Origin of the sequence: Brevundimonas sp. (genome assembly GCF_046299535.1) — a bacterium.
Lineage (GTDB): Bacteria > Pseudomonadota > Alphaproteobacteria > Caulobacterales > Caulobacteraceae > Brevundimonas.
On the sequence record NZ_JBKBIB010000008.1, the window covers coordinates 39,002 to 65,480 of the forward strand.

The following is a 26,479-nucleotide window of genomic DNA, read 5'->3' on the forward strand; positions in this document are numbered from 1 at the left end:
ATGGAAAGAGACGCCCATTACGCCGCCGTCGGCATGGCCACAGTCGCGATCGTCGCGGCTCTCGCCGTGTTCGTCATCTGGCTGGCCCGGTTCCAGTTCGCCAACGAGTACGACATCTACGACATCGTGTTCTACGGCCCGGTTCGCGGGCTGCAGGAAGGGGGAGAAGTCCACTTCAACGGCATCCGGGTCGGCGAGGTGACGGACCTGAACCTGGACCCTGAACAGGCCGATCAGGTCATTGCGCGTGTCCGTCTGGGGGGCGGCACGCCGATCCGGCTCACGTCGCGCGCCCAGCTGGAGCCCCTGGGCATCACCGGTCTGAATTACATCCAGATCACCGCCGGCGATCCTGAAAGCGCCCTGCTGAAGGCGCAGTACGATGACAACGTCATACCGGTGATCCAGAGCCAGCCCAGCCCCATCGCCGAGCTGCTGCAGGGGGGCGGAACGGTGCTGGCCGAGGCTGTCGACGCCCTGAACCGCATCAACCGGGTGCTGTCGGACGACAATATCCGCTCTTTCTCCACCAGCCTGAACAACGTGGAGCAGGTCACCACCGAGCTGGAGGCCCGGCGCGGCATGCTGCGAGAACTTGAGGAGGCGCTGGCCGGGGCTAATCGCGCCATCGCCGAATACGAGGCACTGGGAGCCAGCGCCCGGCGTCTGGTCGAGGGCGACGGCGCCCGCGCCATCGCCAGCATCGAACAGGCCTCAAGCGAGGCCAGTGACGCCATGGTCACTCTCAACCAGACGATCCAGGGCGTTCAGGCCCCGGTGAACGACTTCGCCACCAACGGGCTGCCGCGCTTCGCCGCGGCGATCCAGGCGCTGGAAGAAGCGTCTGAATCCCTGGAGCGCCTTGTGGACGACGTGCGTTCCAGCCCGCGCGACTTTATCGGGCGTCCGCAATCCCGTGAACTGGAGGTCGAACAATGAGCCGCGTCATGATGCTCCGACGCCTGTCGGGTCTGGTCGCTGCGTCGACCCTGCTCTCGGGCTGCGCCCTGTTGTCCACGCCCGATCCGGTGCAGCTGTACCGCTTCGGGCCGCCGTCGGCGGAGATGATGGCGGCGTCGGCTGCTCCGGCGGGGGAACTGCGTCCTGTCGCCCTGCGGCGTCTGCAATTCTCCGAAGCCTCCCGGGGCGACCGCCTGCTGGCCGTCACCGGAACCCGGGCCGCGTATCTTTCGGGCGCGCGCTGGGTGTCCACCGCGGATCAGTTGTTCACGGAAAGCCTCACCAACGCCTTCTCGGACCGCAGTCGCAACACCCGGCTGATCGGCCCGCGCGAATTCAGCGCGTCGACTCTTTCCCTTGATCTGGATGTGCGGGCCTTCGAAGCCCGTTACGCACAGGAGGGCGCCATGCCTGTGGTGCATGTGTCCGCGCGCGGCCGCATCATGCAGTTCCCGGACCGGGAGGTCGTGGACGAACGAATCTTCACGGTGACCCGCCCGGCGGCGGACAACCGGGTGTCTGCCATCGTCGCCGCCTTCGAGTCGGCGGTGGACGATATCAACGGACAGATTGTCGACTGGACAGACGCGGCGGCGGTCAACGCACCGGTCCCCGAGAGCCTGTTCGGAGGGACGAGGGGCCGCGACTAGCCGCCCAGCGCCTCGACGGTCATGCGGTGAAGCAGATCACCGCCCTGGCCCACCGCAGCCAGCCGGCTCGAGGCGTGGCCCAGCACGTTGGCGGCATAGACCTCGTACAGGGCGATCAGGCCATTCAGCCAGGCGGGGTCGCCCTCGCCCGCATCCAGCCGCGTTTTGGCCGCCAGCGCGCCTCTGGCCAGCATCCAGCCGCCGACCACATCGCCCATGAGGCCCAGGTAGGCGTCCGCCGCGGCCAGGACGTCGGCGGAGGCTTGCGGGTCGGCCTTGCGGTCGATCAGCCACAGGGTCGCGTCCTCCACGGCCTGGATGGCGGCGGTGAACCGCTCGACGGGCTTGCCTTCAAAAAGTCCGTGCAGCGCCAGCAGGGTCTCGCGCATGTCCGCAATCACCGCGCGGGCGGCCTCGCCGCCGTCCATGGACAGCTTGCGGCCGACCAGATCCATGGCCTGGACGCCATTGGTCCCCTCGTAGATCGGGGCGATACGGGCGTCGCGGTAATGCTGGGCCGCGCCGGTCTCCTCAATGAAACCCATGCCGCCATGCACCTGAACGCCCATGGAGGCGACCTCGACCCCCATGTTCGTGGACCACGCCTTGGCGATGGGGGTGAAGAAGTCCTCGCGCGCCTTCCACTTGCGGCGCTCTTCCTCGGTCCCGGCGTGACGGGCCAGGTCGGCGGCGACGCCGGTGGACAGGCAGATGCCGCGCGCCGCCTCGATCCGGGCCTTCATCACCGACAGCATGCGACGCACGTCGGGGTGGTCGAAGATCGGGGCGTTGTGCTCGCCGGTCCACACGCTGCGGCCCTGACGGCGGTCCAGCGCATAGGCCAGCGCCCCCTGATACGCCCGCTCCGCGATGCCGACGCCCTCGACGCCCACAGCCAGGCGGGCGGCGTTCATCATGGTGAACATGTGCGACAGGCCCTGATTGGGCTCGCCCACCAGTTCGGCGGTGGCGCCCTCATAGCTCATGACGCAGGTGGGCGAGGCGTGGATGCCCAGCTTGTGCTCGACGCCCACCGGCCGGAACGCGTTGCGCTCGCCAAGCGAACCGTCGTCCTTCACCAGGAATTTCGAGGCCAGGAACAGGCTGATGCCCTTGGGCCCCGCGGGGGCTTCGGGCAGGCGGGCCAGCACCATGTGCACGATGTTGTCGGTGGCGTCGTGGTCGCCCCAGGTGATGAAGATCTTCTGGCCGTTCAGGGCGTAGGTCCCGTCGCCGTTCGGCGTGGCGGTGGCTGTGAGGGACCCCAGGTCGGTGCCGGCCTGAGGCTCGGTCAGCACCATGGCGCCGGTCCATTCGCCGGAAACCAGCTTCGAAAGGTATGTGTCTTTCTGGGCCTCGGTCCCGTGCTCCTGCAGCGCCTCAATGGCCGCCAGCGACAGCATGGGGCACAGGCCGAAGGCCATGTTGGCGGCATGCACCGTCTCGAAGGCCGCAAGCTCCAGCGCCCTGGGCAGGCCCTGACCGCCATGGGCCGGGTCGGCGGACAGGCCGGTCCAGCCGCCGGCCGCGAACTGGCGATAGGCGTCGGCGAACCCGGGCGCCGCGGTGACCGAGCCGTTGGCGTAGACCGAACCCTTCTGGTCGCCTACGCGATTGAGGGGCGCCAGCACCTGCTCCGAAAACTGGCCTGCGGCTTCCAGCACCGCGCTCATCAGATCGGCGTCATAGTCTGGAAAGGCGCCGGTGGCGGCGACATCCTCGATGCCGGCGACGGCCTCGAGGGCGAAAGCCAGGTCACGAACGGGGGCGCGGAAGGTCATGGGGGCGTTCCTGAAGCGGTGCGTTTTCTTTCGCTTCTGATTGGGGGATGCGGGCCCGGTACGCAAGGTCACGCAGGGTCAAGCGGGTAAGGTTGTATCGCGCGTCTTGGCGAAGGCCGCCGGCCGGGTCACTGTGGGGGCCACGATTCAGGAGGGACCCATGATCCAGACCCGCAGCCGCTATTCCGCCGTGTCCATGGCCCTGCACTGGGTCATCGCCGTTCTGGTGATCGGTCAGGTCCTGCTGATTTCTGCAGCCGATCAGGAAGGGCCGAACCGGGCCCTGTGGATCGCCACCCACAAGGCCAACGGCATCTCGATCCTGCTGCTGACCCTGTTTCGTCTCGGATGGCGGTTCAGGCACCCGGCCATTCCACTGCCCGCCACGACCCCGCGCTGGCAGAGGCTGGCGGCGCGGACCACCCACATCCTGTTCTACGTTGTACTGCTGGTGATGCCCCTGACCGGCTGGCTGGCCTCCTCGGCGGCCGGCCGGGCGATCGAGTGGTACGGCCTGTTTAACTGGCCCCTGCTGCCGGTCGGCGGCGGACGCGAGACGGCCGGGCTGATGATGGCGATCCATGGCGCGGTGGTGAAGTCGCTGTATATCCTCATCGCCCTGCATATCGCCGGGGCGCTGAAGCACTACTTCATCGACAGGGACAATGTGCTGCAGCGCATGCTGCCCTTCCTGCGCCAGAGGGCGTAAGCTGGCGGGCATGACGCCCGAGGCCGAAATCCAGCACGCCGCCGTCGCCCTCAAGCGGGGCGAACTGGTGATCCTGCCGACCGAGACGGTCTACGGGCTGGCGGCCGATGCGGCCAATGGCGAGGCGGTGGCGCGCATCTTCGAGGCCAAGGGCCGGCCGCGCTTCAACCCCCTGATCGCCCATGTGGCCGACGCCGCCCAGGCCGAGCGCATCGCGGTGCTGGACGACCGGGCGCGCGCCCTGGCTGACGCCTTCTGGCCGGGGCCCCTCACGATCGTGGCGCCGGTGCGGGACCGGGCGGCGGTCTGCGATCTGGCGCGGGCGGGCCTGGACACGGTGGCCGTGCGCGTCCCCGGCCACATGCGGGCGCGGGCGGTGATCGCCGCCTTTGGCGGCGCCGTGGTGGCGCCGTCCGCCAATCGCTCGGGACGCCCCAGCCCCACCACATTTGACGACGCGGTGGAGGAGACGGGCGACCACGCGGGCGCCGCCCTGGACGGCGGGCCCTGCGCGGTGGGGGTGGAAAGCACCGTGGTGGCGGTGATGGACGGCGCGATCCGCCTGCTGCGCCCCGGCTCGGTGACCCGCGACGAGATCGAGGCGGTGGCCGGCGCCCTGTCGGACGGCGGCGGCGAAGGCCATCGCTCGCCCGGGCGGCTTGCCCTGCACTATGCGCCGGATGCGCCGGTCAGGATCAATGCGGAGCGGGGGGAGCCGGGCGAAATCCTGCTGGGCTTCGGCCCGGTCGGCGAGGGACGCTGGAGTCTGTCCGAGGCCGGCGACCTGCGAGAGGCCGCCGCCAATCTGTTCCGCATGCTGCGCGAGGCGGATCGGGAAAAGCCCCGCGCCATCGCCGTGGCGCCCATTCCGGCCCACGGTCTGGGGGAAGCGGTCAACGACCGGCTGAAACGCGCGGCCGGGTTCGTGGGTTAGGCCGCCTGTTCGTCGCCCCGCACGGCGGTCAGGGTGCGGTCCATGCGGGCCATGATCTCGTCCCGGCGCGCCCCGGCGGCGATCACGGCGGCCTCGGCCCGGTCGATGGCGGACAGCAGCGCTTCGCACGCCTGATGGAGAGCGGCCTGATCGGGGTTTACGCGGCGCAGGGGCGTCAGTTTCTTGCCGTCGGCGCCCAGAGCCTTCAGCAGGTCGTCGCGCCAGCCCGTGGCCGCCTCGGCTGCCTGTCCGGCGATCTCAGCGAGGCGGGCGTCCACGTTCTGGACCATGCGCGTGAGGGGCAGGTGCTTCAGTCCGCCGTCGCGGGCCGGATCGGCGCGCTCGGGAAAGGCCATCAGGGCCTCGTCCAGCCCGGTGATGGCGTCCAGCAGGCCCTGATGGTGCGCGTTCAGCGCGCCGTTGCGGCGGGCCAGCTCCGCCGCAGCGTCGCGCAGCTTGACCGCGGCCGTGGAGATGGAGGGGGCCAGATCGGTCACATGGTGACGGAAACGGGCGAGACGCTTCTTGCGGCTGTCGAACAGTCCGCCCAGGCCGCTGCGCGGCGTCAGTTCGGCCGGGCGCACGCTGGCGACCCTAAGGCGCAGATCCTGAAGCTGGCCCCGGATGAAGTCGGCGTCAGCGCCCTGACAGGTCTGGTTCAGCCGCTCGCAGCCCGCGATGACGGCCGCCCGCAGGCTCTCCAGAGGACCGGGGTCGGCAGAGGCTTCGGAGGGAGCGGGCGACTTATCTGTAGCCCCATCGACAGTTGGCCCGACGCTGTCCGTCCCGGCAAGCGGCTGATCGCCAGCCGCCTCATCCGCCACGGTCCCGGCCGCGGCGGTCTCCTGCGGTTCCGTAACGACAGGCTCCGGCGCGTCCCGGAGCCTGTCCTCGGTTTGCACGTCTGACACTGGCCCCCTCCATGTCCTGAACATCCGGGTCTTTCGCCCGGTGAACAGCACTATGCCAGCGAATTAACCTTTTCGGAAACCGTGAAGTCGGCCTCGGTCTTTGCGCGCACCTCGTCCAGGGCGACGCCGTCGGCCAGTTCGATCAGCTCCAGGCCCGACCCGTCCGGCTTGACGTCGAACACGGCCAGGTCGGTGATGATGCGGCTGACCACGCCGGTTCCGGTCAAGGGCAGGGTGCAGGATTTCAGCACCTTGGACTGGCCGTGCTTGTTGGCGTGGTCCATGACCACCACCACGCGCTTGACGCCGGCCACCAGATCCATGGCGCCGCCCATGCCCTTCACCAGCTTGCCGGGGATCATCCAGTTGGCGATGTCGCCGTTCTGGGCCACTTCCATGGCGCCCAGGATCGACAGGTCGATGTGCCCGCCCCGGATCATGGCGAAGCTGTCGGCGCTGCTGAAATAGGCGCTCTCGGGAATCTCGGTGATGGTCTGCTTGCCGGCGTTGATGAGGTCCGGGTCCACCTGATCCTCATAGGGGAAAGGCCCCATGCCCAGCATGCCGTTCTCGGACTGCAGCGTCACCTCCATCCCCTCGGGGATGTGGTTGGCCACCAGGGTCGGGATGCCGATGCCCAGGTTCACATAGAAGCCGTCCTGCAGTTCGAGGGCGGCGCGTTCGGCGAGTTGGTCGCGGGTGCGGGGCATTATGCGCTCTCCTTCTGACGGACGGTGCGCTGTTCGATGCGCTTTTCGAAGGTCCCCTGGATCAGGCGGTCCACATAGATGCCCGGGGTGTGGATGTGGTCGGGGTCCAGCGACCCGGTGGGGACGATCTCCTCCACCTCGACCACGCAGACCTTGCCGGCGGTGGCCATCATCGGGTTGAAGTTGCGGGCGGTCTTGCGGAACACCAGATTGCCGCGCTCGTCGGCCTTCCATGCCTTCACGATGGACAGGTCGGCGACCAGGCCGGTCTCCATCACATAGTCGCGGCCGTCGAAATTGCGGATTTCCTTGCCCTCGGCCACCAGGGTGCCGACGCCGGTGGCGGTGAAGAAGGCCGGGATGCCCGCCCCGCCCGCGCGGATGCGCTCGGCCAGGGTGCCCTGGGGATTGAACTCCAGCTCCAGCTCACCGGCCAGATACTGGCGCTCGAACTCCTTGTTCTCGCCGACGTAGGAACTGATCATTTTGGCGACCTGCCGGGTCTCCAGCAACTGGCCCAGGCCGAAGCCGTCCACGCCGGCGTTGTTGGAGATGACCGTCAGCCCCTTCACGCCAGAAGCCTTCAGCCCGGCGATCAGGTTCTCGGGAATGCCGCACAGGCCGAAGCCGCCCGCCATGACGGTCATGCCGTCGAAGGTCAGGCCCTCAAGCGCGGCCGTGGCGTCGGGAAAGATCTTCCGCATCGCGTCCTCTGATTTTATTTCACCGCCCGGTGAATATCGGCGGCCTTGTCTCGTCTCTAGGGCCGGGCGGCGGCGGGGGCAAGTCCGACCGGGCGCCGAGGCGAAGTGCACTGTCATGTGCATGGTGCAATTGGTGCAATTGGTGCAATTCCGTTCCGACAGGACACGGCCCCCGATATAGGCATCGGGTTCGTCATTTTCGGACGTGGGGCGCCTCTAGCGCGCCGTTCCAAGCGTCACGGGCCGGACGGGGGGCGCTCCGCGCGAGCGGTACTTTGCGCCCTTGATCATGCTGACCGCCGCCTCCCAGTGGATGCCCCACATGACCTTCCAGGTCAGCAGCGGGTGGGTGACGAAGGCGCGGATCAGCGCGCCGCTGGTCAGGGGCCGGCGCTGGCCTGCGAAACTGGCGGTCAGGATCGGGGTCTGGCCCCTGCGCACGGCGATGGTGACCACGACCGCCTCGCCGGGCGGGCGCACCGTGAAGTCATAGGTCAGGTCCATGTCCATCAGGGGCGAGACGAAGAACGTCTTGTCCGCGCTCTGACGCACCGGTCCGTCGGTCGGCGGCGTGGCGATCAGATAGCTGTGGCGCTCATGAAAGGTGTTGGTGACCTCGTACAGGATCGCCGCCAGGTCGCCGTCCGGGCGGTGACAGAAGAAGACGCTGAGCGGATTGAAGCCATAGCCGAGGATGCGCGGCATGGTCAGCAGGCGGATCGGCCCGCCCGCGATGTCGATGCCCGCTTCGGCCAGATGGGCCTCCACCTGTCCGCGCAGGGTGCGGCCCGATCGGTCGCCGTGGTCGGCGGCGCGCCAGCTCATCAGGCCGAACCGGCCCCGGCTCAACAGGCCCGGCCGCCGGTCCTCCATATGGTCCAGATCCAGCAGCAGCATATAGACCCGGTAGGCCAGCCGGTGGCGGATGCCGTGCATGCGCTCGTGGGTCACCCGACCCACATACAGCGCGCTGGCGTCGGGCGGGGCGGCCATCAGCATGGGATCAGGCCACCTGCCCCACCGGCCGGCTCATGGACGGGCCGGGAGACGCCGGGGCGGGCGCCGTCACATGGATGCGGCCGCTCTCGTTGTCGACGGTCCAGGGCCGGCGCACGCCGCCCAGTTGCTCGGCCACGGCGAGGCCGGACTGCAGGCCGTCCTCGTGGAATCCCGAGCCGAACCAGGCCCCGCAGAACCAGACATTGCGCGCCCCCTGCAGGGACCACAGCTCGCTCTGCGCGGCCACGGCGGCGCGGTTGAAGACGGGATGCTCGTAGTCCCATTCGCCCAGCACCGTGGCGGGGTCCGGCTCGCGCGCCGGGTTCAGGCTGACGAACAGGTTGGGGCCGGGGAGGGACTGGAGATCGTTCATCCAGTAGGTGACGCCGCCCTCGCCGCACCGGTCGCTGTGGCCCAGGTGGTTCCACGCCGCCCACGCCTTGCGCCGTTTCGGCATCAGGGAGGCGTCCCGGTGCAGGACGGCGCGGTTCTTCTGATAGGGGATGGCGCCGATCAGCCGGCGCTCGTCGGCGGTGGGGGCTTCGAGCAGGGCGAGGGCCTGATCCGAGTGGACCGCCAGCACCACGGCGTCGAAGCGCTCCAGCGATCCGTCGGCCAGCCGCACCGCCGCCGCCTCGCGCCCGCGCGCCACGCCCGTAACGCGCGCGTGACGGACCGTGCCCGAGAAGTCGGCCAGGATGCGCTGGACATACTCGCGGCTGCCGCCGTCCACGGTGCGCCAGGTGGGCCGCGTGTCATAGGTCAACAGGTTGTGGTTCATGTAGAACCGCACGAAGGAGGCGGCCGGATACTCGCTCATCTGGCTCATGGACGAGGACCAGATGGCCGCCGCCTGGGGCAGCAGGTGGGCGTCGCGGAACAGGGGCCCATAGCCGCGCCGGTCCAGATAGGCGTCAAGCGTCTCGCCCGAGGCCTCCAGTTCGGCCAGGTCTGCGGGCGCCTCCTTCTGGAAGCGCAGCACGTCGCCGATCATGCGCCAGAACCGGGGGCTGGCGTAGTTGCGCTTCTGGGCGAACAGGGCCCCGACCCCGTGGCTGGAGTACTCCAGCGCCCCGCCGTCCAGCGACACGGCGAACGACATGTAGGCGGCCTTGTTGGGCACGTTCAGGTGCGCGAACAGGGCGGTCAGGTTGGGATAGTTGGCCTCGTTGTAGACGATGAAGCCGGTGTCCACCGCCACCGGCCCGTGGGGCGACGGCGTGTCCACGGTGTTTGAGTGGCCGCCGATGTGGTCCTCGGCCTCGTACAGGGTCACCTCGTGGGCCTTGCCCAGCAGCCAGGCGGCGGACAGGCCGGCGATGCCCGACCCGACGATGGCGATGCGCTTCCGTTCGCCGGATGCGGCGTCACTGGAGGCGACGAGATGGGGCGGCAAGGGGAACCTCCGGGTCCGAACGGGCTTCACCGACAACTACGGCCCGTCGCGCCCGCCGGATGACATCCGGATGCAAACCTCCGCCGTATCTGGACTGAACACCGCATCAGGGGAGCCGTTCCGCATGAACCTGGCCAATGCCGCCATCCGCCGCCTGCAAGACGCGCCCTTTCCCGACTTCGTGGCGCGTCCGGCGGTGGCCAGTCTGGTAGCCGAGGCCCGCAGGCGGCTGGCGAAGGATCCGCCGCATACCGAGTTCGATTTCGCCTGCCAGATGGCGGCGCGACCGGTCGCCGAGCACACTGACGCGGCCAATGAGCAGCACTATGAGCTGCCCCCGCGCTTCTTCCGGCTGTGTCTTGGACCCCGCCTGAAATATTCCTGCTGCCTGTACCCGACCGGCGCCGAGACGCTGGCGGAAGCCGAGGAGTCCGCCCTGGCGGAGACCTGTCAGCACGCGGACCTGAAGGATGGGCAGTCGATCCTGGAGCTGGGCTGCGGCTGGGGCTCGCTGAGCCTGTGGATGGCTGAGCGCTATCCGAATGCGCGGGTCACGGCGGTGTCCAATTCCAGCAGCCAGCGGGGCCACATCGAGGCGGCGGCCACAGCCATGGGGCTGAAGAATCTGACCGTTATCACCCGCGACATGAACGACTTCCAGACCAACGAGCGGTTCGACCGCATCGTCTCGGTGGAGATGTTCGAGCATATGGCCAACTGGCGCGAACTGCTGACGCGGGCGCGCGGCTGGCTGAAGCCGGACGGGCGGCTGTTCATCCATGTGTTCACGCACAGGGACGCGCCCTACCGTTTCGATCACGGCGACAGCAGCGACTTCATCGCCCAGCATTTCTTCACCGGCGGGGTGATGCCCAGCCACCGGCTGATCCGCCAGTTCCCCGACCTGTTCGAGGTGGAGGAGGAATGGCGCTGGTCCGGCGGGCACTATCAGCGCACCGCCGACCACTGGCTGGAGAATTTCGACGCCCACAAGGCCGAGGTCATGGCGCTGATGCGCCAGACCTATGGGGCCGATGCGAAACTGTGGGCGCGGCGCTGGCGGCGCTTCTTCATGGCGACGGCCGGCCTTTTCGGCGACGACGGCGGGCGCACCTGGGGCGTCAGTCACTACCGGCTCAAGCCGTTCGTTTGATGGAATAACGGGAGAGGATCGATGATCAAATATGTAGCCGCCTATCTGGGGGCGGGCGTGGCCTTCGCCGTGATCGATGCGGTGTGGCTGACCACCATGGCCAATCGTCTGTATCGCCCCGTGATTGGCCCGATCATGGCCGACAAGCCGAACATGGTCGCGGCGGTGGCCTTCTATCTGATCTATCTGTTCGGGATCGTCTTCCTGGCCATCGCGCCGGCGCTGAAGGACGGCCAGTGGACCCGCGCCCTGATCACCGGGGCGGTGCTGGGGATGGTGGCCTACGCCACCTATGACCTGACCAATCAGGCGACCCTGAGCGTGTGGTCCACGCGGATGACGATCATCGACATCATCTGGGGCACGGCGCTGACCGCCAGCGCGGCCACGGCGGGGTATTTCGCCGCCAGCTGGGCCGAGGGGCGCTGGGGCTGATCCGGTTCGCGTGACACAACCCGCGTTAACCTTTTCCCTCGCCTGAGACGGGTCCGGGCTGGTCTGCCAATCCCTTGTTGGGTTAACAGGGGTTCGTAAACCAGTCTGGTTTCCGGGGGGCGATAGGGTTGCGCGCCAGCATCAACGCACTGACGGCGGCATTGATCGTGGGGGTGATCGTGGGCCTTGCCCTGACGCCGGACGGTCGCGGCTGGCTGCGCAACCCAACCCTCATGCTGGGCTCGGCCAACGCCTCGGCAGGGGTCTCGGCTGGCCCGCCCGCGCCGCAGGTCGTGGCCACGGTGGCCCGGCCCGAGCCGGCCCTTCCCGCCGCCCCGCGCGTCACGCCGCTCAGCCAGCGTCTGGCCGGGGGCGAGCTGGTGGTGGGGGTGATCGGAGACTCCATGGCCGACGGCCTGTGGACCGGCGTCTATCGCGATCTGCGCCACGTGGACGGAGTGCGGGTGGTGCGCATGGCCGAAGTCTCCACCGGCCTGTCGCGCTATGACTATGTGAACGTTCAGGACAAGACCGCCCGCCAGCTGCGCGAACAGCCCATCGACGCGGCAGTGGTCATGTTCGGCACCAACGACGCCCAGGCCATCGAGCACGACGGGGTCATCCACCCATTCGGCACGCCGGGCTGGCGCGAGATCTACGCCCGGCGGGTGGATGATCTGGTGGCCCTGCTGCGCGCCAACGACGTGGCGGTCTACTGGGTCGGCCTGCCCCGCATGAAGCGCGAATCCTTCGACGGGCGCATGAGCCTGATCAACGAGCTTGTGGCCGAGCGCATGGCGGCGCTGGACGTGCCCTACATCGACACCGTGGCCCTGACCTCCAACGAGGGCGGCGCCTATGACGCCTATCTGACCGCCACCGACGGGCGGCGGCGGCTGATGCGGGCCCATGACGGCATCCACATGTCCATGGCCGGCTACCTGCGCCTGACCGAGCCGGTGACCGAGCGCCTGCGCGCCGACGCCGGGCTGACCCGCACGCCGGACGGGGCCGGGGGGTGAGGCCGGCGCGGCTGGCCGGGCTGGTCGCGGCGTTCATGACAGCCATCACGCCAGCGGCCGCGCAGGACTCCATGACCGCCCTCGAACGTCCTGAAACCCTCGCGCGCTTCTTCGACGCCCTGGACGCGGCCGAGGCCGGCGAAGGCGAGCGGCCGGTCCATATCCTGCAACTGGGCGACAGCCACACGGTGGGAGACATGATCACCGCCTCGGTGCGCTCGCGGCTGCAGAACAGCATCGGGCGCGGCGGGCGTGGCGTCCTGCCGCCGGGCAAGCCCTATGTGCTGTATCAGCCGCGTCAGGTGGAGCTGTTCGAACAGGCCTGGACGGCGGTCACGCCGGGGCCGGGCTCGGCCGCCATGTCGGGCGTGGGTCTGAGCGGATCGCGGGCGCTGGTCTGGGGCGAGGGGTCGTTCCTGCGCATCGAGGCCGAGGGTTCCGCCGCCTTCAGCCGCATTGTCCTGTGCGGTGCGACGGGGCCGGGGGCCGGGAGCCTGACGGTGCGGGCGGGCTTCACCGAGACGACGGTCAGTTTCGCGGAGCCGGTCGCGGGCGCCGCCTGCCGCGAGGTGCGGCTGGGCGAGCCTTTGCGCGCTGCGACCCTCGTGGGCGGCACCGGGGCCGTGGACCTGCATTCGGTGGCGACCTTCGCGGAAGGCCCCGCGGTGGCGGTGTCGGCGCTGGGCGTCATCGGTGCGACCCTGAGGGATCTGGCCGTGCGCGACCCGGCGGTGGTGCGCGCCGAGCTGGACGCGTGGCGGCCGGACCTGATCGTGCTGGCCTTCGGCACAAACGAGGGCTTTGATCCGTTTCTCGACCCCGCCGCCTATGAGCCGCTGCTGCGGGGCCAGATCGGACGATTGCGGACCCAGGCGCCATACGCCGACATCCTGATCCTGGGGGCGCCGGACGCCCAGCGGGCCGAGGGCGGCGGAACCTGCGGCGACGAAGAGACCCTGTGGCGCATCCCGCGCGAACTGCCGCTGGTCCGGGATGTGCAGCGGCGGGTCGCCGCCGACATGGGTGTGGCGTTCTGGGACTGGCATGCACGCATGGGCGGGGACTGTTCAGCGCACCGGCTGGCCACGGCGTATGAGCCCCTGATGCGGGGCGACCATGTGCATTTCAACTCCGCCGGGGGCGACTGGATCGGACAGATGCTGTCCGAGGATTTGACCGCCGCCTGGCGTGCGAGGGCCGTCCCGGCCGCCGCAGAGGAATAGCCGATGCTGTTCCCCACCCTGGGCTTCGGGATCTTCTTTCTGTTCGTCTATTTCACCGCCTGGTCGCTGGACCGGGAGAACGGACGGCGCAAGATCTTCCTGCTGCTGGCCAGCTGGTTCTTCTACGCCCAGTGGGACTGGCGCTTCGTCGGCCTGCTGATCGCCTCGGCCATTCTGAACTGGGGGGTGGCGGCCCTGATCGCCTCCAGCGACAGTCCGGGCCGGCGAAAGTGGCTGGTGGGGCTGGGCGTCGCCCTCAATCTGACCATCCTGGGCGTGTTCAAATACTACGGTTTCTTCGTCGAACAGGCGATCGAGCTTCTGAACCAGTTCGGCTGGGAGCGGGATGCGCCGCTGCTGCAGATCGTCCTGCCTATCGGCATCTCCTTCTTCACCTTCCAGGGCATCAGCTATGTGGTGGACGTGCACCGGGGCAAGACGCCGCCGGCGCGCTCGCTGGTGGACGTCATGCTGCTGATGTCCTTCTTCCCCCATCTGGTGGCCGGGCCCATCGTGCGGGCCTCGGACCTGCTGCCCCAGTTCGACCGGGTGCCGCGCCTGACCCGCGAGATGGCGGCGCTCGGCCTGCTGCTGATCGCCTGGGGCCTGTTCAAGAAGACCGTGATCGCCTCGGAGCTGGCCGTGCGGCTGGTGGACCCGGTGTTCTTCGATCCGTCGGCCTACGGAGCGCTGGACATCGCGGCGGCGACCTACGGCTATGCGGTGCAGATCTACTGCGATTTCTCGGCCTATTCAGACATGGCCATCGGGCTGGCGGCGCTGCTGGGCTATTCCTTCCCGCGCAATTTCGACCAGCCTTACCGCGCCGCGTCCCTGCAGCAGTTCTGGCGGCGCTGGCACATCAGCCTGTCCAGCTGGCTGAGGGACTATCTGTATGTGCCGCTGGGGGGCGGCCGTAAGGGGCTCGTCTCCTCCTGCATCAACATCATGATCACCATGCTGCTGGGCGGGCTGTGGCACGGGGCCGCCTGGACCTTCATCGCCTGGGGCGCGCTGCACGGGGCGGTGCAGGCGGTGGAGCGGGTCTGGCGTCACTTCCGAGAGGGCAAGGCGGGGCTGCCGCACTGGCTGGGGGTCATCGTCACTTTTCACATCGTCTGCCTGGGCTGGATTCTGTTCCGGGCCGAGAGCTTCGACCTGGCCATGCAGATGCTGGAAGGTCTCACCCGCATGGCGCCGGTCATGGTGCTGACGCCCTTCCTGCTGGCGCTGATCGTGGGCGGCATCGCCATGCACTGGCTGCCGCCGCGAGCGGTGGAGGGGCTGGCCGTGCGGGTCAAGGAGGCCCCGGCCATCACCATGGGCGTGCTCATCGGCATCATGATCCTGGTGGTGGAGGCCATGCGTCCCGAGGGTGTGGCCCCCTTCATCTATTTCCAGTTCTAGGCGTTGGCGTAACCGATGGACCCGAACGAGCCGAAAGACCCTGACGAACCCGCCCCCTTCCCGGCCGGCGAGCACGACCCGTTTCCGCCGCGCGGTCAGGAACTGGCGCCCGCGTCCGCGCCGGAAGCGGCCGATGACGCGCGCAACGACTGGATCGAATCCGCCGACCCCCACGATCTGCCCACACGCGAGCCGCGCCTGATCGCCCTGGGCCGCTACGCCTTTCCGCCCGAGCCGCCGCTGGACGAGGAGGGCGAGGCCGCCCGCGACCGCCGCTGGACCAGCCGCAGCATCATCGTGGCGGGCCTGTTCCTGCTGGTCTTCAACAGCGTCTCGATCCAGTCCTGGGCCCGCCAGCAGGAGCCGGGCTGGATCACCGCCACGGTGCAGCAGCTGGCCGACGTCTGGACCGGCCAGATCAGCCAGCTGGGCGCCGACCAGCCCCGCCAGGGCGTGCGCGAGGCCTACGAATCCGCTCGCGACCAGCGCTTCCCGGGCCAGCCGGACGCGCCGCCGCCCACCTGACCGCTTGACCCCCGGGCGCGCGCCCCTAGCTTGTCTCGCCTTCAGTCAGTTCGGGACGGTCCTCAATGCATCAGCGGTTCTTCACCGGCGCGGTCTGCGCCGCAGCCCTCCTCGCGGTCGTCATGGCCCCCGCCGCCATGGCCCAGGACGCGCCCGCCTACCGCATGCCGCCCGCCCCCATCGCCCAGATTCTGGACACGGCCCCGGCGCCGGTCCCCAGCATCAGCCCGGACCGGGCGACCCTCGCCCTGCTGGGCCGGTCCAACCTGCCGTCCATCGCCGAGGTGGCGGAGGCGGACCTGCGTCTGGCCGGCTACCGCATCAATCCGCGCAACAACGGCCCGGCCAACAGCCGCACCAACTGGCTGAACAGCCTGACCTTCCAGGATGTGGCCACGGGCGAGCAGCGGGTTGTGGCTCTGACCGAGGGGCAGCGCTTCATCGCCGGCGGCTGGTCGCCGGACTCCCGCTTCATGGCCTTCCTCGCCGATGCGTCCGAAGGCCTTGAACTGTGGGTGGCCGAGGCCGCGACCGGACAGGCGCGCCGCCTGACCGGCCCGGTGATCAACGCCGCCTTCAGCACGGCGCTGGACTGGACGCCCGACAGCGCCGCCGTGCTGGCCCGTCTGGTCCCCGAGGGGCGCGGCGCGGCGCCCGACGTGACCGCCGCCCCTGCCGGCCCGGTGATCGAGGAAACCACCGGCCAGGCGGCGCCCAACCGCACCTATCAGGACCTGCTGTCCGGTCCGGGCGACGAGCGCCTGTTCGATCACTATTTCACCAGCCGTCTGGCCCTCGTGCCCGTGGACGGTTCGCCCGCCCGCATGGTCGGACAGCCCGGACTGATCGCCGGGGCCGCCATCTCGCCGGATGGACGGCACATCCTGCAGACCCGGCTGAAGCGGCCCTACAGCTACAATGTCCCGGCCCGGTTGTTTCCCACCGACGTCATCGTCACGGACCTGAGCGGGGCCCTGATCCATCAGGCGGCCGACCTGCCCCTGCGGGACAATGTGCCGACGCCCTTCGACTCGGTGGCCGAGGGGCCGCGCTCGGTGCAGTGGCGCGCCGACGCCCCCGCCACCCTGGTCTGGGCCGAGGCGCAGGACGGCGGCGACTCGCGCCGCGAGGCGGCGGTGCGCGACCGGGTCTTCATCCAGGCCGCGCCCTTCGACGCGCCGCCCCGGGTGCTGATCGACCTGAACGAACGCTACGCGGGCGTGGACTGGGGCCGGAGCGATCTGGCCATGGTGTCCAGCCGCTGGTTCAACACCCGCCACGAAACCCGCTGGCTGGTGGACCCGTCCAATCCGGGTCAGGGGCGCCTGCTGCTGGAGCGCAACTATCAGGACCGCTATAACGACCCCGGCTCGCCCATGTCCCGCCCGACGCCCGAGGGCTTCAGCGTCATGCACATGACCCCGGACGGGCAGGGGGTGTTCACCACCGGCGCCGGGGCCACGCGCGAGGGGGCCTTCCCGTTCCTGGGCCGCATGGACCTGGCCTCGGGCGAAACCGAGCGGCTGTGGACCTCGTCACAGACCCACTACGAGACGGTGGCGGGCCTGCTGGACGACGACGGCCGGGTGCTTCTGACCCGCCGCGAGAGCCTGACCGAGCCGCCGAACCTCTATGTGCGCGACCTGGACGGCGCGGAGCCGCGCGCGATCACCGCCTTCCCCGATCCCGCGCCCCAGCTGGCCGGGGCCACGCGCGAGACCATCGCCTACACCCGCGACGACGGGGTGCAGCTGTCGGGCACGCTCTATCTGCCGGCCGGATACGACAAGGACCGGGACGGCCCGTTGCCGCTGCTGATGTGGGCCTATCCGGCCGAGTTCACCGACGCCGCCGTGGCCGGTCAGGTGGTGGACACGGGCAACCGCTTCGTGCGGCCGGGCGGCTCCAGCCACCTGTTCCTGCTGACGCAAGGGTTCGCCATCCTGGACAACCCCTCCATGCCCATCGTGGGCGTCGACGGGGCCGAGCCCAACGACACCTATGTGGAGCAGCTGACAGCCAGCGCCCGGGCGGCGGTGGACGCGGTGGTGGAGCGCGGCGTGGCGGACCGGGACCGCATCGCCGTGGGCGGGCACAGCTACGGCGCCTTCATGACCGCCAACCTGCTGGCCCATTCCGACCTGTTCCGGGCGGGCATCGCCCGGTCGGGCGCCTACAACCGCACCCTGACGCCCTTCGGCTTCCAGGTCGAGCAGCGCACCTACTGGGAGGCGCCGGAGACCTACAACGTCATGAGCCCCTTCATGCACGCGGACCGGGTCAATGAGCCGATCCTGCTGATCCACGGGGCCGAGGATTCCAACTCGGGCACCTTCCCGGTCCAGACCGAGCGCTTCTATGCGGCGCTGAAGGGTCACGGGGCGGTGGCCCGCTATGTGGTTCTGCCCGCCGAGGACCACGGCTACCGCGCCCGGGAATCGGTGATGCACACCCTGTGGGAGATGACCGACTGGCTGAACCGCCATGTGCGCGACGCCGGGCCCGCAGCGACGGGCGGTCGCTGAGGACGGAGAGCGGCGCCTTCGGGCGCCGTTATCTTTTCAGGGGGAGGGCCGATGGTGGGTGATCACGGGCTCGAACCGTGGACCCGCTGATTAAGAGTCAGCTGCTCTACCAACTGAGCTAATCACCCACATCGCTTACTGTATAAGGGTTTGGTTGCCCCCATACAATCGACCCGAACGTGCCGTTTTACAGTCGTTTTACAGCGACCCGTTCGGGAGGCGTTCTCCTAACCATCCTTTCGCCCGTGTGCAAGCATATCCTGAACCACTGCGGAGCGGCTGACGTATTTGCGCTTCAGGGCGTCCACGGTGTCTTCCTCCCACCCCATGATGAGCGCGACCTGTGACGCGGGCCTCCCGGCCTTCATGAGGTTGGTTGCGGCGGTCCTGCGAAGGTCGTGGAACGTCCGCTTGATCCCGGCGTCCCGACACGCCTTGCCGAACGATGAGCGCAGCCCGTCCGGGGTCCACGGGCGCTTGCCCCGCTCCGTCGTCAGCACCGTGACGTGGCGCTTCTTGATCCTGGCCATCACCGCCCGGCATTCCGGGGTTGCGGGGATCAGCACGTCGCGCCCGCGCTTGGAGGTGGTCATGGCGAAGGACTCGCCGTCGTAGTGCGTCCACGCCAGCCGTGTCAGGTCGCCTTGGCGAAGGCCGGTGTGCATGGCCAGCTCGACGGCCCACATAAGCTCGTCTGAGGCTTCGTCGCGCAGGGCTTCGATCTCTTCGGGCGTCCAGATGCTGTCGGCCCGGTTGGCGCTGTGGAGGCGTCCTATGGGCTCGGCGTGATTGATCGTCAGCCGCACCTCTGAGACGGCCCACGACAGGATGCGTTTCAGCACGGTCATGGCGTAGTCCGCCGTCCGGGGCCGGTCCTGCATCGTGTTGCGCCAGTCGATGAAATGACGCCGGACCTTCGCGTCCTCCAGTGCAGCGAGCGGCATGGTCCCGAACCTGCTCTCGATCTGGGCTATGTGGCGGTCGTAGGCGCGCTTGGAGTGATGACCCAGCTTGCGGTATTCCGGGCTGGCCTGATAGGCGGTGATGATCTCTCGGAACGTCCCCTGCCGCGCGACCTTGACCGACTCCAACGCCTTGCGGAGTCTGGCCAGGTATTCCGGCGAGCCTGGCTTTCCATGGATCCGGGGGCCGCCGCGCCACGCATAGTGATACTCGCGGACTTCGCCGCTGGACAGGCGCCGGCGCACCACATGGACGCCTCTAAGCCGCATCGTCACCATGTTCCCGCTCCCAAGCCTCCAGCGGGCTCAGGTCGTCATTTGCCGGGGGCGTAGTCAAGAGCCGCACCTTTCCATCCGGCAGGCACTCGACGCCGTAAACGGTCAGGCCACAGTCCTGCGCCCCCTTGATGAGCCGTTTGACGTCAGCCTGCCGAAAGGGGGCCGGTTTGTTCAAGGCTCTTTCTCCCCTGGTTGGTTGGTAGCGGGCTCCCCCGCCTCCTTGGGGTGTTGGTTTTTTGAGACTACGCCTTCGGCTTCGTGCCCAGCGAGCGTGGGGGAGTCGGTGGGGCCATAACTGTCAAGAAAGTCGGCCTCCGACTCGAATACTGGCGCGGACCAGTCCAGCCGGTTGAGCACCGCTTCCTGCTTCGCCTCCGAAAGCCGCGTGAACGGGACCGGGCCGTCGCCATGTCGGGCGAACATGAGAAGGGCGCCGGCGCAGTGCTGGGTGTTTCCCCCGAACACATAGCCCGCATCGCCCTCGTCTTCCTCCAAGTCGGCAGACAGGTGGCAGGGAAACCCGTTGCGATAGGCGCTCTCCTCGATCTCTTCGGCGCGCTCCAAACACTGAAACCGGATGGCCGTCTCGTCGGTCCTGAACGGGCAGTTTTTGCACGGCGTCTTAAGGTCAAAGCGCATAGCGGCCTCCAAGAGCTAGAACCGTTCTGACCGCTCCCCGCTGGGTATTTCCCGAAGGGAAATGAGCTAAACTATTCACGGCGTGGTTCCTCTGGAGGTGTGGGGAGGGGCCATGCACCGAGCGCCTTGTGTCCGAGCCGTTCAGGCCCCGCCTCGTTGAGCATTTCGGCCAGCGTCGCGGCGCGAGCGTCGGCGTTCTTTCCCGACCCGCAGTCGATCAGATGGCCATCAGAAAGAAGGACCATCCAAACGGTAGCCCCGCCATGCTCGCAGTTGATCTCGCGCTTGCAGACCAACGCCTTGTCGGACTTCAAATCGTCCCACGAACGGGTCATCGGTCGCCCCCTTTGAGGCGGTTCAGGTCGTGGCAGGCAATCCAGCCGGTCGGGCTGAAATCCAAGTGGGCAGGCGTCGGCTTGTGCATCAGAATGCTTGCCCGCCAGACCATCATCGCGCCATCGGCACGACGGGCCAGGATCATCGAGTCATCGGCCGGACATTCAGACATCGGCCGCCACGCCACCGGCTCCTCCGACACCAGCATCCCTGCTTCATGGAGGGCTAGGGCGCATTTCAACGCATTGGCTTCCGTGAGGTGCTGATAGCCCGCCGCAAGGATCATCCGCTCGACTGCCTGTTCTATGGTGGATTGCTCAGCCATTGTTCTGATCCTGGGATTGGAGGAGGGCGAGGAGCCGATTGACCAGCCCGTTGGAAAGCTCGGGCTTCCACGTCATCTTCATGTTCAGCGGGGCGTCATCACGGAACCAGTCGAGGACCGCGCGTTCCACCTTCTCCCGCAGATTACCAGCCCCCACCCGTTCAGGGGCGGTGGAGAGGGCTTGGCGAGCCTTTGCGATTTCGGCAGGATCATTCGGGCATCCCGACCAATCTCTGGCTATGACCGAAAGCGGCTTTAGCGCAGCCTCGATCTCATCAAGAGCCTCGCCAAACTCGCGCTGATATTGCTCATCATCGTAGGCGAAAGGGCCTCGCCCTGGTTCCCGCAAATGCTCGCGGCTGGCGAGGGCCTTCTTGACCGCCGCCACGCCGACAGCAACAGCGGAGCGCTCCCGCTCTAAGACGCTTGGATAGCCCGCCTCCACAGACGGGGAGGGGGAGGCTGCGAGGGCTTCCTGAGCCGCTTGCGCTGCCTCAAGCGAGCCATAGCCGAGGATCAGTCGATAGGTCCCCGCTCCAGTCTCGCTCATTGCATATTCAGGGGCGGGCACAAGCCGCATATCAGGGGTGTGGGTCACGGCTCAGTCCTCCCAATGCTGCATATCGACGGCCAGAACTTCGCCGGGCGGCGGAACCGTATCGAAGCAGGTTTTGTCTTCGGCCATTTCTCGGAGGGCTCCGCTGTAGGCCCATGCGCTGGGCAGACCCCATCCGAAGCCGCCGCGGCGCATGATTCTCACAAGGCGATAGCGCCAGATCAGGCGGGCGATTGTGTTGGTCACGGCGTCTTCTCCTTGAGGGCTTGGAGGGCGGCGTCCACCTCAGCGTCGATGGCGAACAAGACCTTCTCAGGATCACCGTCGCCCTGCGCTAGGCGCGAGTACTCGTCTCGAAGTTTGCTTGCCCGCTCCAACGCCTCCACAGCCCGCGCAGTCTCAGCCTGGGATGCGGTGAGGGCTGCTTCGGCGGCGGCGAGGGTGACGACCGGCGTGACCGTGCAGGAGTCGGACAGGACCATTTCTCGGCCATCGTTCGGGACGAACACGGCGTCGCGGGTTCCGCGCTTCACGACTTGCCCGAACACCGGAAGCGCCGCTTCGACTTCCCCCTTGGGCGGGCTAGGGGCTTCGGGGGGAGGCGGGTCCGTGTAAGGCATCCCCAGCGGGCCGCTCTCGTGCCATGTCACTGAGGCCGCGCCGCGTTCGACAGCCTGATAGACCTTGAACGAGTCGCGGAATATTTTGGGGCCGTCCAAATCCTTCTTCGCGATCAGATCTTCCAGCGCCGCCATTTCGGCATCGGTCAGGTCGATAGTCATGGTGCGTTTCGGCGCACCCTCACCAGCAGGGGCCTCGGGCTTCTTCACTTTGGCCCAGAAAGCAGCGGCAGGGCCGAGGGTTTCGCCGGGCGGGGTGTTGCGTGAGGGTTCAGACATTGGCGAGCCTCACCTTGCCGTCGTCGCCTAGCTGGACGGTCTGGGGCTGGCGCGTCGTGAGGTATTCACCGGCTTGGCGGCGGTTCCAGTAGTCTATGCCCTCCATGCGCCCATCGCCCTCACGTTGAGCGAGGCCGCAGTCCGCGATGATACGCGCGAGGGTTTCCGGGGCGAGGTCGGAGAAGCCGAACGGTCCCGGCGCAAGGCGAACGCCCGGCGTGGGCTCAGGATCGAACGCCGCAAACAGCGCCTCGATATAGCCCTGCGTGAAGGGCGAGAGGTCGGACCAGCGCTTGGCGACCTTGCTGTTGCGATCGGTGATGAAGGCGGACTGGACGTAAACGACGCCTGACGTGTCAAGCTGGAAGGTCATCGGCTTGTCTCCATAAACAGTATGGAGCGAGTTACACACCTTGCTGTTACGCATGTCAAGCGACTTGTGTAACTTCTGCAAGTCGCCTATGTTGCACTCGTCGCCCTGCTCGGGCATGAAGCCGACATGGAGAAAAAGGACGTGAGAGTTCAGCTGGTCATCAGCGCCAAGGAAATCGAAGCCTTGGACGCATGGCGCGCCCGTGAGCGCATCTGGTCCCGGTCGGAAGCCATTCGCCGCCTGATCGCGGAAGGTGTCGCCCGCGCCGAAAAGAAGGGGTGACGAACGCGAGGCCAAACCCAAGGGCTGAGGTTCAGACATTGGTTCCATCCTTGGGCTGGAGGGCGCGGAGAAGGGCGATCACGACGGCCAGCGCCGGGGTTGAGGCCACGGCCTGATGTGTCGCCCCGCAGGGGTCCATGTCGTGAATCTGCACCTGTGCCGACCCGGCCAAACAGATGTTGATGTTCAGGGGACCGCGCACGTCCAATACTCGGTCAGCTAGGGCGATGGCCGCGTCTATGGAGCTTTGGTAGAGAACGCCTGCGATTTGCGAGTGGACCAGCCCGTCTTCCGCGAACCCGATCGCTGCGGCGAGCTCCGCAATGTATGGCGGTCGGCCATCCTGAAGCCTTTCGATAAGTGCGGTGTGGTCAGTCATTTGTTCACTCCGGCGCAAGCGCCTTCGTCCCCAGCGAGGGCTTGGCGGGCGATGGTGGCAATGTGATCCGCGAGCATCAGGAACGTGTTTCGTCCGTCTGACCCCTCGGAGTAGCATCGAGCGTATCGGCGCGCAGATGCCTCGGCTTCTGTCACCGCCTCCTTCATCCTCCGGTTCTCTGCGATCAACTGGTGGATGCGGGCGGGATTGGCGGCGGCGATGTAGGCGGCGTTGGCCTGCATCTGTGTCAGCTTGCCGTAGGGCTGATGAACGGACACCAGCCGATATGTGCCGCCCGTTCCGGCAGCGTGCCCCACTATAAACGGCTGATTACGGCCACTGCGCTCATTGATGACCCACGGCCCAGCCGTCGCCTCCCTCGCCAGCCGTTCAAGTTCAGCCCAAGGGTCATCGGTCATGTCGTGGGGTCCTTGTGTTCACTCGCCTTGAGGCTCGTCCCTACCGAGGGTGGGGAGGGGGCGGTGGCCAACCGTTCAAAGTAGAACGTCACGGGCTCGCCAGAGACGATGATAACCCCGAACCGCTCACCCGCTCGGAAGGTCGAGGTCTGCCTACGGACGATCTCGGCAGAGCGGCGGATGATGTCTCGCCAGCCTTCCAGCGAGTAGCCTCCCTTGTGCAGGTTGCAGGCTTTGCAGGCGGGCATCATGTTGGCGACGATGTTGCGCTCGGGCCGGATGACGCGCTGTTCAGCGGCTGGGAGGCGTCGCCCCCACTGGTCAGTCTGAACGCGAATGATCGGCTCCAGATGGTCACAGTGCATGTCAGTCAGTTCGCACCCGCAATAGGCGCAACGGCCATCGAACTTCTTTCGCAGGGCCTCCCGCTGCTTCCGGTTGCCCTTCCATTCGTCGGAAGCGAGAACCACCCCATCCGCCCCCGGCTGGGTATTCGCCCCCTCGGGCGAATGAGCCAAACCCTCACCGCCCAAGCCTTCATGGTTCTGGGTCATGTGGAATCTCCTTTGTTCACTCCGCCTTCGGCTCCGTACCCATCGAGCTTGTCAGATGCGGCGGGGATGACCTTGAACGAGACAGCCCAGACCCAGGGATTGGCATCCCAGCTTCCGGGGCCGTTGATGTATTCCCAGAGGCGAGCGTAGCCATCCCGGGGGCTCCACCATGCGCCGGGCGGGACCACGTCCTTCACGCCCGGGTGCTCGACCCCTTCGGCCTCGGCGTCGGCTTCGCTGATCGCCTGCAACCGCTCGGCGCGAACGTCGGTGATTTCCAGCGTCAGGCGCGAGGCCCATCGGGGCATGTGGATGCCAGGCTTCCACGGCGTGTTGCTCGGAGCGTAGGTGTCGTCCGCCTGATAGAAGATGCGGCTCTTCGGCACGTCGCGAGGCTTCATCCCGGCGAAGGTCGAGTGCGGCTTCCACGTCTCGCGCACATAGAGGCGGTCGCCGGGAACGCCGTATGGGCACCTGATCCAGTCGGATCCTTGGCGATTGTCGGGCGCCCACCAGCACCAGTGCTGCGACATGCGACGGGGGTTGGCGGGCGATGCCGGGCCATTGCAGTATGAATCGAAATACGGCTCCGTTCGAATAGTGGGGTGTCGGTTCGGTCCCGGAATGTAGGCGCTCGGTTGCGGCTTCATGATGCGCCGGGTCTGGGTTTTCCGCCCGGCCAACAGAGCGCGCACCATCGGGCCGCTGAACAGGATTGGCCGATCTACACCAGACCTATCCGTCGCGCGGTGGGTATGGAGGGGCGCAGCCCCGGAATGAACTATATCCCCCATTACGACACACCCGCCTTGGCCAGAGCGGCTCGGACGCCGGTCCAGACATAGAAAGCGTCTTCGTTTGACCAGCGAGAAGCGTCCTTCTGGGCGTCCTCATCCACCGGGCCGAACTCCGCAGACAGGAAATCCTCCACGTCCCGCAGAGCCTCCGCCATATCAGGAGAGGCGGCAGACTGGTCCAAGAGCATCTTGATGTCCGACAGGCGAAGTTCGGACTCGCGCGGGCATCCCATGTGCAGCCCGTGGATCATATCCCCCCGATGGCTTCCCTTCGGCCACTCGGAAACGAACTTAGCGATGCGTTCGCGAGCCGCAGTCCATGGCTGTGCTTTGGCTTGTGGGTCGGTCATGTCAGAATCCTCGCTCGTCGCGTTGACGGGGTTCGTCGCCAGGCTGGACGTGGGACACCTGCATCGGACGCCCCTCGCGGGTGACGAGATACATGGGCCACGATGGGTAGAGCAGATCGATTTTGGCGTCCTCAACCTCGTCGGACATCAGCTCAAACTCGCCGTCCGTGATCATCTTTTCGACCTTGGCGCGGGCCTCTTCCTTCGTGTCCGCCTTCACGGTTTCGCGGACTTCGCCCGTCAGTGTGATGACGACTTCCCAATGTCCCGTTCGGTCATCTTTCTCAAACTTCGTCAGGTCGATGGCTTGTGGGTCGGTCATTTCGGTTGTCCCTGGTAGGCCGCGTAGTGGCGCGCGGCGGTTTCGTATGCGTCCTTGCCGATAGAGGCCCAGAACCGGCGCTCGTTGCCCATGTCGTGCTGGATTTTGTGGTGCTCGGCGCAGAGCGGGTTTGCGTGACGGTCGTGGTTTTTGACGCCCCGTCCGAAGCTGTTCGGGATGCCATGCTGCTGATAGCTGACGTGCGCCGCCTGAACGGGGCCGCCGCAGAACCCGAACCCCTGCGCCTCGCATGGCTGGCGTCGGAGGTATTGCAGGAAGCCCTTGTCTTTCTCCTGTCCCCGGTGGCGCTTTTCGGCGGGGATCTGGGATTTGACCGCTCGCCGGCGCTTACGGTTCTCTTCCCGCTTGATGGCCTGTGCGGCGGCGAGGATTTCGCGCTGCGTCCAAGAGAGGCTCACGCTGCCTTCCCCTGTGCTTCATTGGAGTTGGCGGCCTGATGCAGTTCCTGGGTCGTCACGCCGATCATTTCCGAAAGGACAGCTAGGACCGCTTCCTTCGACTCCTGAAACGCCGCCTTGCCCATTGCGCGCAGGGACTGGCTCTTGGCGGTCAGTTGGACCACGGACGTTCCGTTGACGGACACGATGGCGTAGTCATCGACGGGTCGAAGGAAAGCCGCCAGACGGATGGCTTCGGCGCGGGAGCCGCAGACGAACGACCGCTCGTCACGATAGCCCGCCCGGATCAGGGCTTTCTTGCGGAGGTGTTCAGGCGTCGGGAAGTCCTCAGCCATGTCCTCGGGGATGTTCTGCCAAGCCTCATTGATCGAGGCGAAGTAGTGGCGGTGCGATGCGGCTGAACGGTCCTCGACCGGCGCCAGGCTGACCACCTCGCCATCCCCATAGGCTTCCTTCGCCGCGCGCATGAAGCGGGCGTTCAGGGGCCGGAAGGCTCCGTCGTCGTCAGACCAGATGAAGGGGATGGGGGGGGTCATGGCGGCGC

At 67.4% G+C, this 26,479-nt stretch carries 34 protein-coding genes and 1 tRNA gene; 12 read left to right on the forward strand and 23 right to left on the reverse strand.

Annotated features, from left to right (window positions below; translation table 11 throughout):
- Complete coding sequence (locus ACK4FB_RS07740) at window positions 1-939, forward strand: MlaD family protein (protein ID WP_409750113.1); 939 nt, start codon at window positions 1-3, stop codon at window positions 937-939.
- Entirely contained in the window at window positions 936-1,610 is a 675-nt protein-coding gene (locus tag ACK4FB_RS07745; RefSeq protein WP_409750116.1) for an ABC-type transport auxiliary lipoprotein family protein, read from the forward strand. The genes ACK4FB_RS07740 and ACK4FB_RS07745 overlap by 4 nt, the downstream gene beginning before the upstream one ends.
- Here ACK4FB_RS07745 and ACK4FB_RS07750 read toward each other — a convergent pair.
- Window positions 1,607-3,391, reverse strand: coding sequence for an acyl-CoA dehydrogenase (locus tag ACK4FB_RS07750; protein ID WP_409750119.1), 1,785 nt, complete (start codon window positions 3,389-3,391; stop codon window positions 1,607-1,609). The two genes, ACK4FB_RS07745 and ACK4FB_RS07750, sit on opposite strands and share 4 nt — an antisense overlap.
- Before the next feature lie 160 nt (window positions 3,392-3,551).
- Between ACK4FB_RS07750 and ACK4FB_RS07755 the strand changes: the two genes are divergently transcribed.
- Both ACK4FB_RS07755 and ACK4FB_RS07760 read left to right on the forward strand, forming a co-directional pair.
- Window positions 3,552-4,100, forward strand: coding sequence for a cytochrome b (locus tag ACK4FB_RS07755; RefSeq protein WP_409750122.1), 549 nt, complete (start codon window positions 3,552-3,554; stop codon window positions 4,098-4,100).
- A 10-nt stretch (window positions 4,101-4,110) separates the two neighbouring features.
- A complete protein-coding gene (locus ACK4FB_RS07760) occupies window positions 4,111-5,034 on the forward strand; it encodes an L-threonylcarbamoyladenylate synthase (protein WP_409750125.1) in 924 nt (307 codons plus the stop codon).
- Here ACK4FB_RS07760 and ACK4FB_RS07765 read toward each other — a convergent pair.
- The 5 genes from ACK4FB_RS07765 to ACK4FB_RS07785 form a co-directional block, all read right to left on the reverse strand.
- Window positions 5,031-5,945, reverse strand: a complete 915-nt coding sequence (locus ACK4FB_RS07765; RefSeq protein ID WP_409750128.1) for a hypothetical protein — start codon at window positions 5,943-5,945, stop codon at window positions 5,031-5,033. The two genes, ACK4FB_RS07760 and ACK4FB_RS07765, sit on opposite strands and share 4 nt — an antisense overlap.
- 50 nt (window positions 5,946-5,995) lie before the next feature.
- A complete protein-coding gene (locus ACK4FB_RS07770; protein WP_409750131.1) occupies window positions 5,996-6,655 on the reverse strand; it encodes a 3-oxoacid CoA-transferase subunit B in 660 nt (219 codons plus the stop codon).
- Entirely contained in the window at window positions 6,655-7,359 is a 705-nt protein-coding gene (locus ACK4FB_RS07775; RefSeq protein WP_409750134.1) for a CoA transferase subunit A, read from the reverse strand. Before ACK4FB_RS07775 ends, ACK4FB_RS07770 begins: the two co-directional genes overlap by 1 nt.
- A 216-nt stretch (window positions 7,360-7,575) precedes the next feature.
- Window positions 7,576-8,358, reverse strand: a complete 783-nt coding sequence (locus ACK4FB_RS07780; protein WP_409750137.1) for a DUF1365 domain-containing protein — start codon at window positions 8,356-8,358, stop codon at window positions 7,576-7,578.
- A gap of 4 nt (window positions 8,359-8,362) precedes the next feature.
- Complete coding sequence (locus ACK4FB_RS07785) at window positions 8,363-9,754, reverse strand: NAD(P)/FAD-dependent oxidoreductase (RefSeq protein WP_409750140.1); 1,392 nt, start codon at window positions 9,752-9,754, stop codon at window positions 8,363-8,365.
- A gap of 124 nt (window positions 9,755-9,878) precedes the next feature.
- Between ACK4FB_RS07785 and ACK4FB_RS07790 the strand changes: the two genes are divergently transcribed.
- From ACK4FB_RS07790 to ACK4FB_RS07820, 7 genes are all read left to right on the forward strand, one after another.
- Window positions 9,879-10,907 carry an SAM-dependent methyltransferase gene (locus tag ACK4FB_RS07790; protein ID WP_409750588.1) on the forward strand — a complete coding sequence of 343 codons (1,029 nt, stop codon included), beginning with the start codon at window positions 9,879-9,881 and terminating at the stop codon, window positions 10,905-10,907.
- Between the two features lie 21 nt (window positions 10,908-10,928).
- On the forward strand, window positions 10,929-11,342 hold the full coding sequence (locus ACK4FB_RS07795) for a DUF2177 family protein (RefSeq protein WP_409750143.1): 414 nt from the start codon (window positions 10,929-10,931) through the stop codon (window positions 11,340-11,342).
- Between the two features lie 128 nt (window positions 11,343-11,470).
- On the forward strand, window positions 11,471-12,364 hold the full coding sequence (locus ACK4FB_RS07800) for a DUF459 domain-containing protein (protein ID WP_409750146.1): 894 nt from the start codon (window positions 11,471-11,473) through the stop codon (window positions 12,362-12,364).
- A 71-nt stretch (window positions 12,365-12,435) separates the two neighbouring features.
- Window positions 12,436-13,587, forward strand: coding sequence for a GDSL-type esterase/lipase family protein (locus ACK4FB_RS07805; RefSeq protein ID WP_409750148.1), 1,152 nt, complete (start codon window positions 12,436-12,438; stop codon window positions 13,585-13,587).
- Between the two features lie 3 nt (window positions 13,588-13,590).
- Window positions 13,591-14,994, forward strand: coding sequence for an MBOAT family O-acyltransferase (locus tag ACK4FB_RS07810; protein WP_409750151.1), 1,404 nt, complete (start codon window positions 13,591-13,593; stop codon window positions 14,992-14,994).
- 15 nt (window positions 14,995-15,009) lie between these two features.
- The gene (locus ACK4FB_RS07815; RefSeq protein WP_409750154.1) at window positions 15,010-15,519 is read left to right on the forward strand and encodes a hypothetical protein; all 510 of its coding nucleotides are present in this window, start codon (window positions 15,010-15,012) and stop codon (window positions 15,517-15,519) included.
- Window positions 15,520-15,584: 65 nt separating this feature from the next.
- Window positions 15,585-18,044 (forward strand): prolyl oligopeptidase family serine peptidase, encoded by a 2,460-nt coding sequence (locus ACK4FB_RS07820; RefSeq protein WP_409750157.1) that lies wholly within the window; start codon window positions 15,585-15,587, stop codon window positions 18,042-18,044.
- 52 nt (window positions 18,045-18,096) lie between these two features.
- Here ACK4FB_RS07820 and ACK4FB_RS07825 read toward each other — a convergent pair.
- The 9 genes from ACK4FB_RS07825 to ACK4FB_RS07865 form a co-directional block, all read right to left on the reverse strand.
- A tRNA-Lys gene (locus ACK4FB_RS07825) sits at window positions 18,097-18,172 on the reverse strand.
- A 99-nt stretch (window positions 18,173-18,271) separates the two neighbouring features.
- Window positions 18,272-19,285: a tyrosine-type recombinase/integrase gene (locus tag ACK4FB_RS07830; RefSeq protein ID WP_409750160.1), complete on the reverse strand. Its 1,014-nt coding sequence runs from the start codon at window positions 19,283-19,285 to the stop codon at window positions 18,272-18,274.
- A 171-nt stretch (window positions 19,286-19,456) separates the two neighbouring features.
- Window positions 19,457-19,924: a hypothetical protein gene (locus ACK4FB_RS07835; RefSeq protein WP_409750163.1), complete on the reverse strand. Its 468-nt coding sequence runs from the start codon at window positions 19,922-19,924 to the stop codon at window positions 19,457-19,459.
- 71 nt (window positions 19,925-19,995) lie between these two features.
- Complete coding sequence (locus ACK4FB_RS07840; protein ID WP_409750165.1) at window positions 19,996-20,259, reverse strand: hypothetical protein; 264 nt, start codon at window positions 20,257-20,259, stop codon at window positions 19,996-19,998.
- Window positions 20,256-20,585: a hypothetical protein gene (locus ACK4FB_RS07845; RefSeq protein WP_409750168.1), complete on the reverse strand. Its 330-nt coding sequence runs from the start codon at window positions 20,583-20,585 to the stop codon at window positions 20,256-20,258. Before ACK4FB_RS07845 ends, ACK4FB_RS07840 begins: the two co-directional genes overlap by 4 nt.
- Window positions 20,578-21,183: a hypothetical protein gene (locus ACK4FB_RS07850; RefSeq protein ID WP_409750171.1), complete on the reverse strand. Its 606-nt coding sequence runs from the start codon at window positions 21,181-21,183 to the stop codon at window positions 20,578-20,580. Before ACK4FB_RS07850 ends, ACK4FB_RS07845 begins: the two co-directional genes overlap by 8 nt.
- 3 nt (window positions 21,184-21,186) lie before the next feature.
- Window positions 21,187-21,387 carry a hypothetical protein gene (locus ACK4FB_RS07855; protein WP_409750174.1) on the reverse strand — a complete coding sequence of 67 codons (201 nt, stop codon included), beginning with the start codon at window positions 21,385-21,387 and terminating at the stop codon, window positions 21,187-21,189.
- Window positions 21,384-22,040 (reverse strand): hypothetical protein, encoded by a 657-nt coding sequence (locus ACK4FB_RS07860; protein WP_409750177.1) that lies wholly within the window; start codon window positions 22,038-22,040, stop codon window positions 21,384-21,386. Before ACK4FB_RS07860 ends, ACK4FB_RS07855 begins: the two co-directional genes overlap by 4 nt.
- Entirely contained in the window at window positions 22,033-22,530 is a 498-nt protein-coding gene (locus ACK4FB_RS07865) for a hypothetical protein (RefSeq protein WP_409750179.1), read from the reverse strand. The genes ACK4FB_RS07860 and ACK4FB_RS07865 overlap by 8 nt, the downstream gene beginning before the upstream one ends.
- A 9-nt stretch (window positions 22,531-22,539) precedes the next feature.
- Here ACK4FB_RS07865 and ACK4FB_RS07870 point away from each other — a divergent pair, with 9 nt between their 5' ends.
- The gene (locus ACK4FB_RS07870) at window positions 22,540-22,695 is read left to right on the forward strand and encodes a ribbon-helix-helix protein, CopG family (protein ID WP_409750182.1); all 156 of its coding nucleotides are present in this window, start codon (window positions 22,540-22,542) and stop codon (window positions 22,693-22,695) included.
- 31 nt (window positions 22,696-22,726) lie between these two features.
- Here ACK4FB_RS07870 and ACK4FB_RS07875 read toward each other — a convergent pair whose 3' ends face one another.
- The 8 genes from ACK4FB_RS07875 to ACK4FB_RS07910 all read right to left on the reverse strand — a co-directional run bounded on the left by ACK4FB_RS07875 (window position 22,727) and on the right by ACK4FB_RS07910 (window position 26,471).
- Window positions 22,727-23,074, reverse strand: a complete 348-nt coding sequence (locus ACK4FB_RS07875) for a hypothetical protein (protein WP_409750185.1) — start codon at window positions 23,072-23,074, stop codon at window positions 22,727-22,729.
- Window positions 23,071-23,493, reverse strand: a complete 423-nt coding sequence (locus ACK4FB_RS07880) for a hypothetical protein (RefSeq protein ID WP_409750188.1) — start codon at window positions 23,491-23,493, stop codon at window positions 23,071-23,073. Before ACK4FB_RS07880 ends, ACK4FB_RS07875 begins: the two co-directional genes overlap by 4 nt.
- Window positions 23,490-24,047: an HNH endonuclease gene (locus ACK4FB_RS07885; RefSeq protein ID WP_409750191.1), complete on the reverse strand. Its 558-nt coding sequence runs from the start codon at window positions 24,045-24,047 to the stop codon at window positions 23,490-23,492. The genes ACK4FB_RS07880 and ACK4FB_RS07885 overlap by 4 nt, the downstream gene beginning before the upstream one ends.
- On the reverse strand, window positions 24,044-24,745 hold the full coding sequence (locus tag ACK4FB_RS07890) for a hypothetical protein (protein WP_409750194.1): 702 nt from the start codon (window positions 24,743-24,745) through the stop codon (window positions 24,044-24,046). The genes ACK4FB_RS07885 and ACK4FB_RS07890 overlap by 4 nt, the downstream gene beginning before the upstream one ends.
- Before the next feature lie 95 nt (window positions 24,746-24,840).
- A complete protein-coding gene (locus ACK4FB_RS07895; protein ID WP_409750197.1) occupies window positions 24,841-25,194 on the reverse strand; it encodes a hypothetical protein in 354 nt (117 codons plus the stop codon).
- Between the two features lies 1 nt (window position 25,195).
- The gene (locus tag ACK4FB_RS07900) at window positions 25,196-25,516 is read right to left on the reverse strand and encodes a hypothetical protein (protein WP_409750200.1); all 321 of its coding nucleotides are present in this window, start codon (window positions 25,514-25,516) and stop codon (window positions 25,196-25,198) included.
- Window positions 25,513-25,935: a hypothetical protein gene (locus tag ACK4FB_RS07905; protein WP_409750203.1), complete on the reverse strand. Its 423-nt coding sequence runs from the start codon at window positions 25,933-25,935 to the stop codon at window positions 25,513-25,515. The genes ACK4FB_RS07900 and ACK4FB_RS07905 overlap by 4 nt, the downstream gene beginning before the upstream one ends.
- The gene (locus tag ACK4FB_RS07910; protein WP_409750206.1) at window positions 25,932-26,471 is read right to left on the reverse strand and encodes a hypothetical protein; all 540 of its coding nucleotides are present in this window, start codon (window positions 26,469-26,471) and stop codon (window positions 25,932-25,934) included. The genes ACK4FB_RS07905 and ACK4FB_RS07910 overlap by 4 nt, the downstream gene beginning before the upstream one ends.
- Window positions 26,472-26,479: the final 8 nt, after the last annotated feature.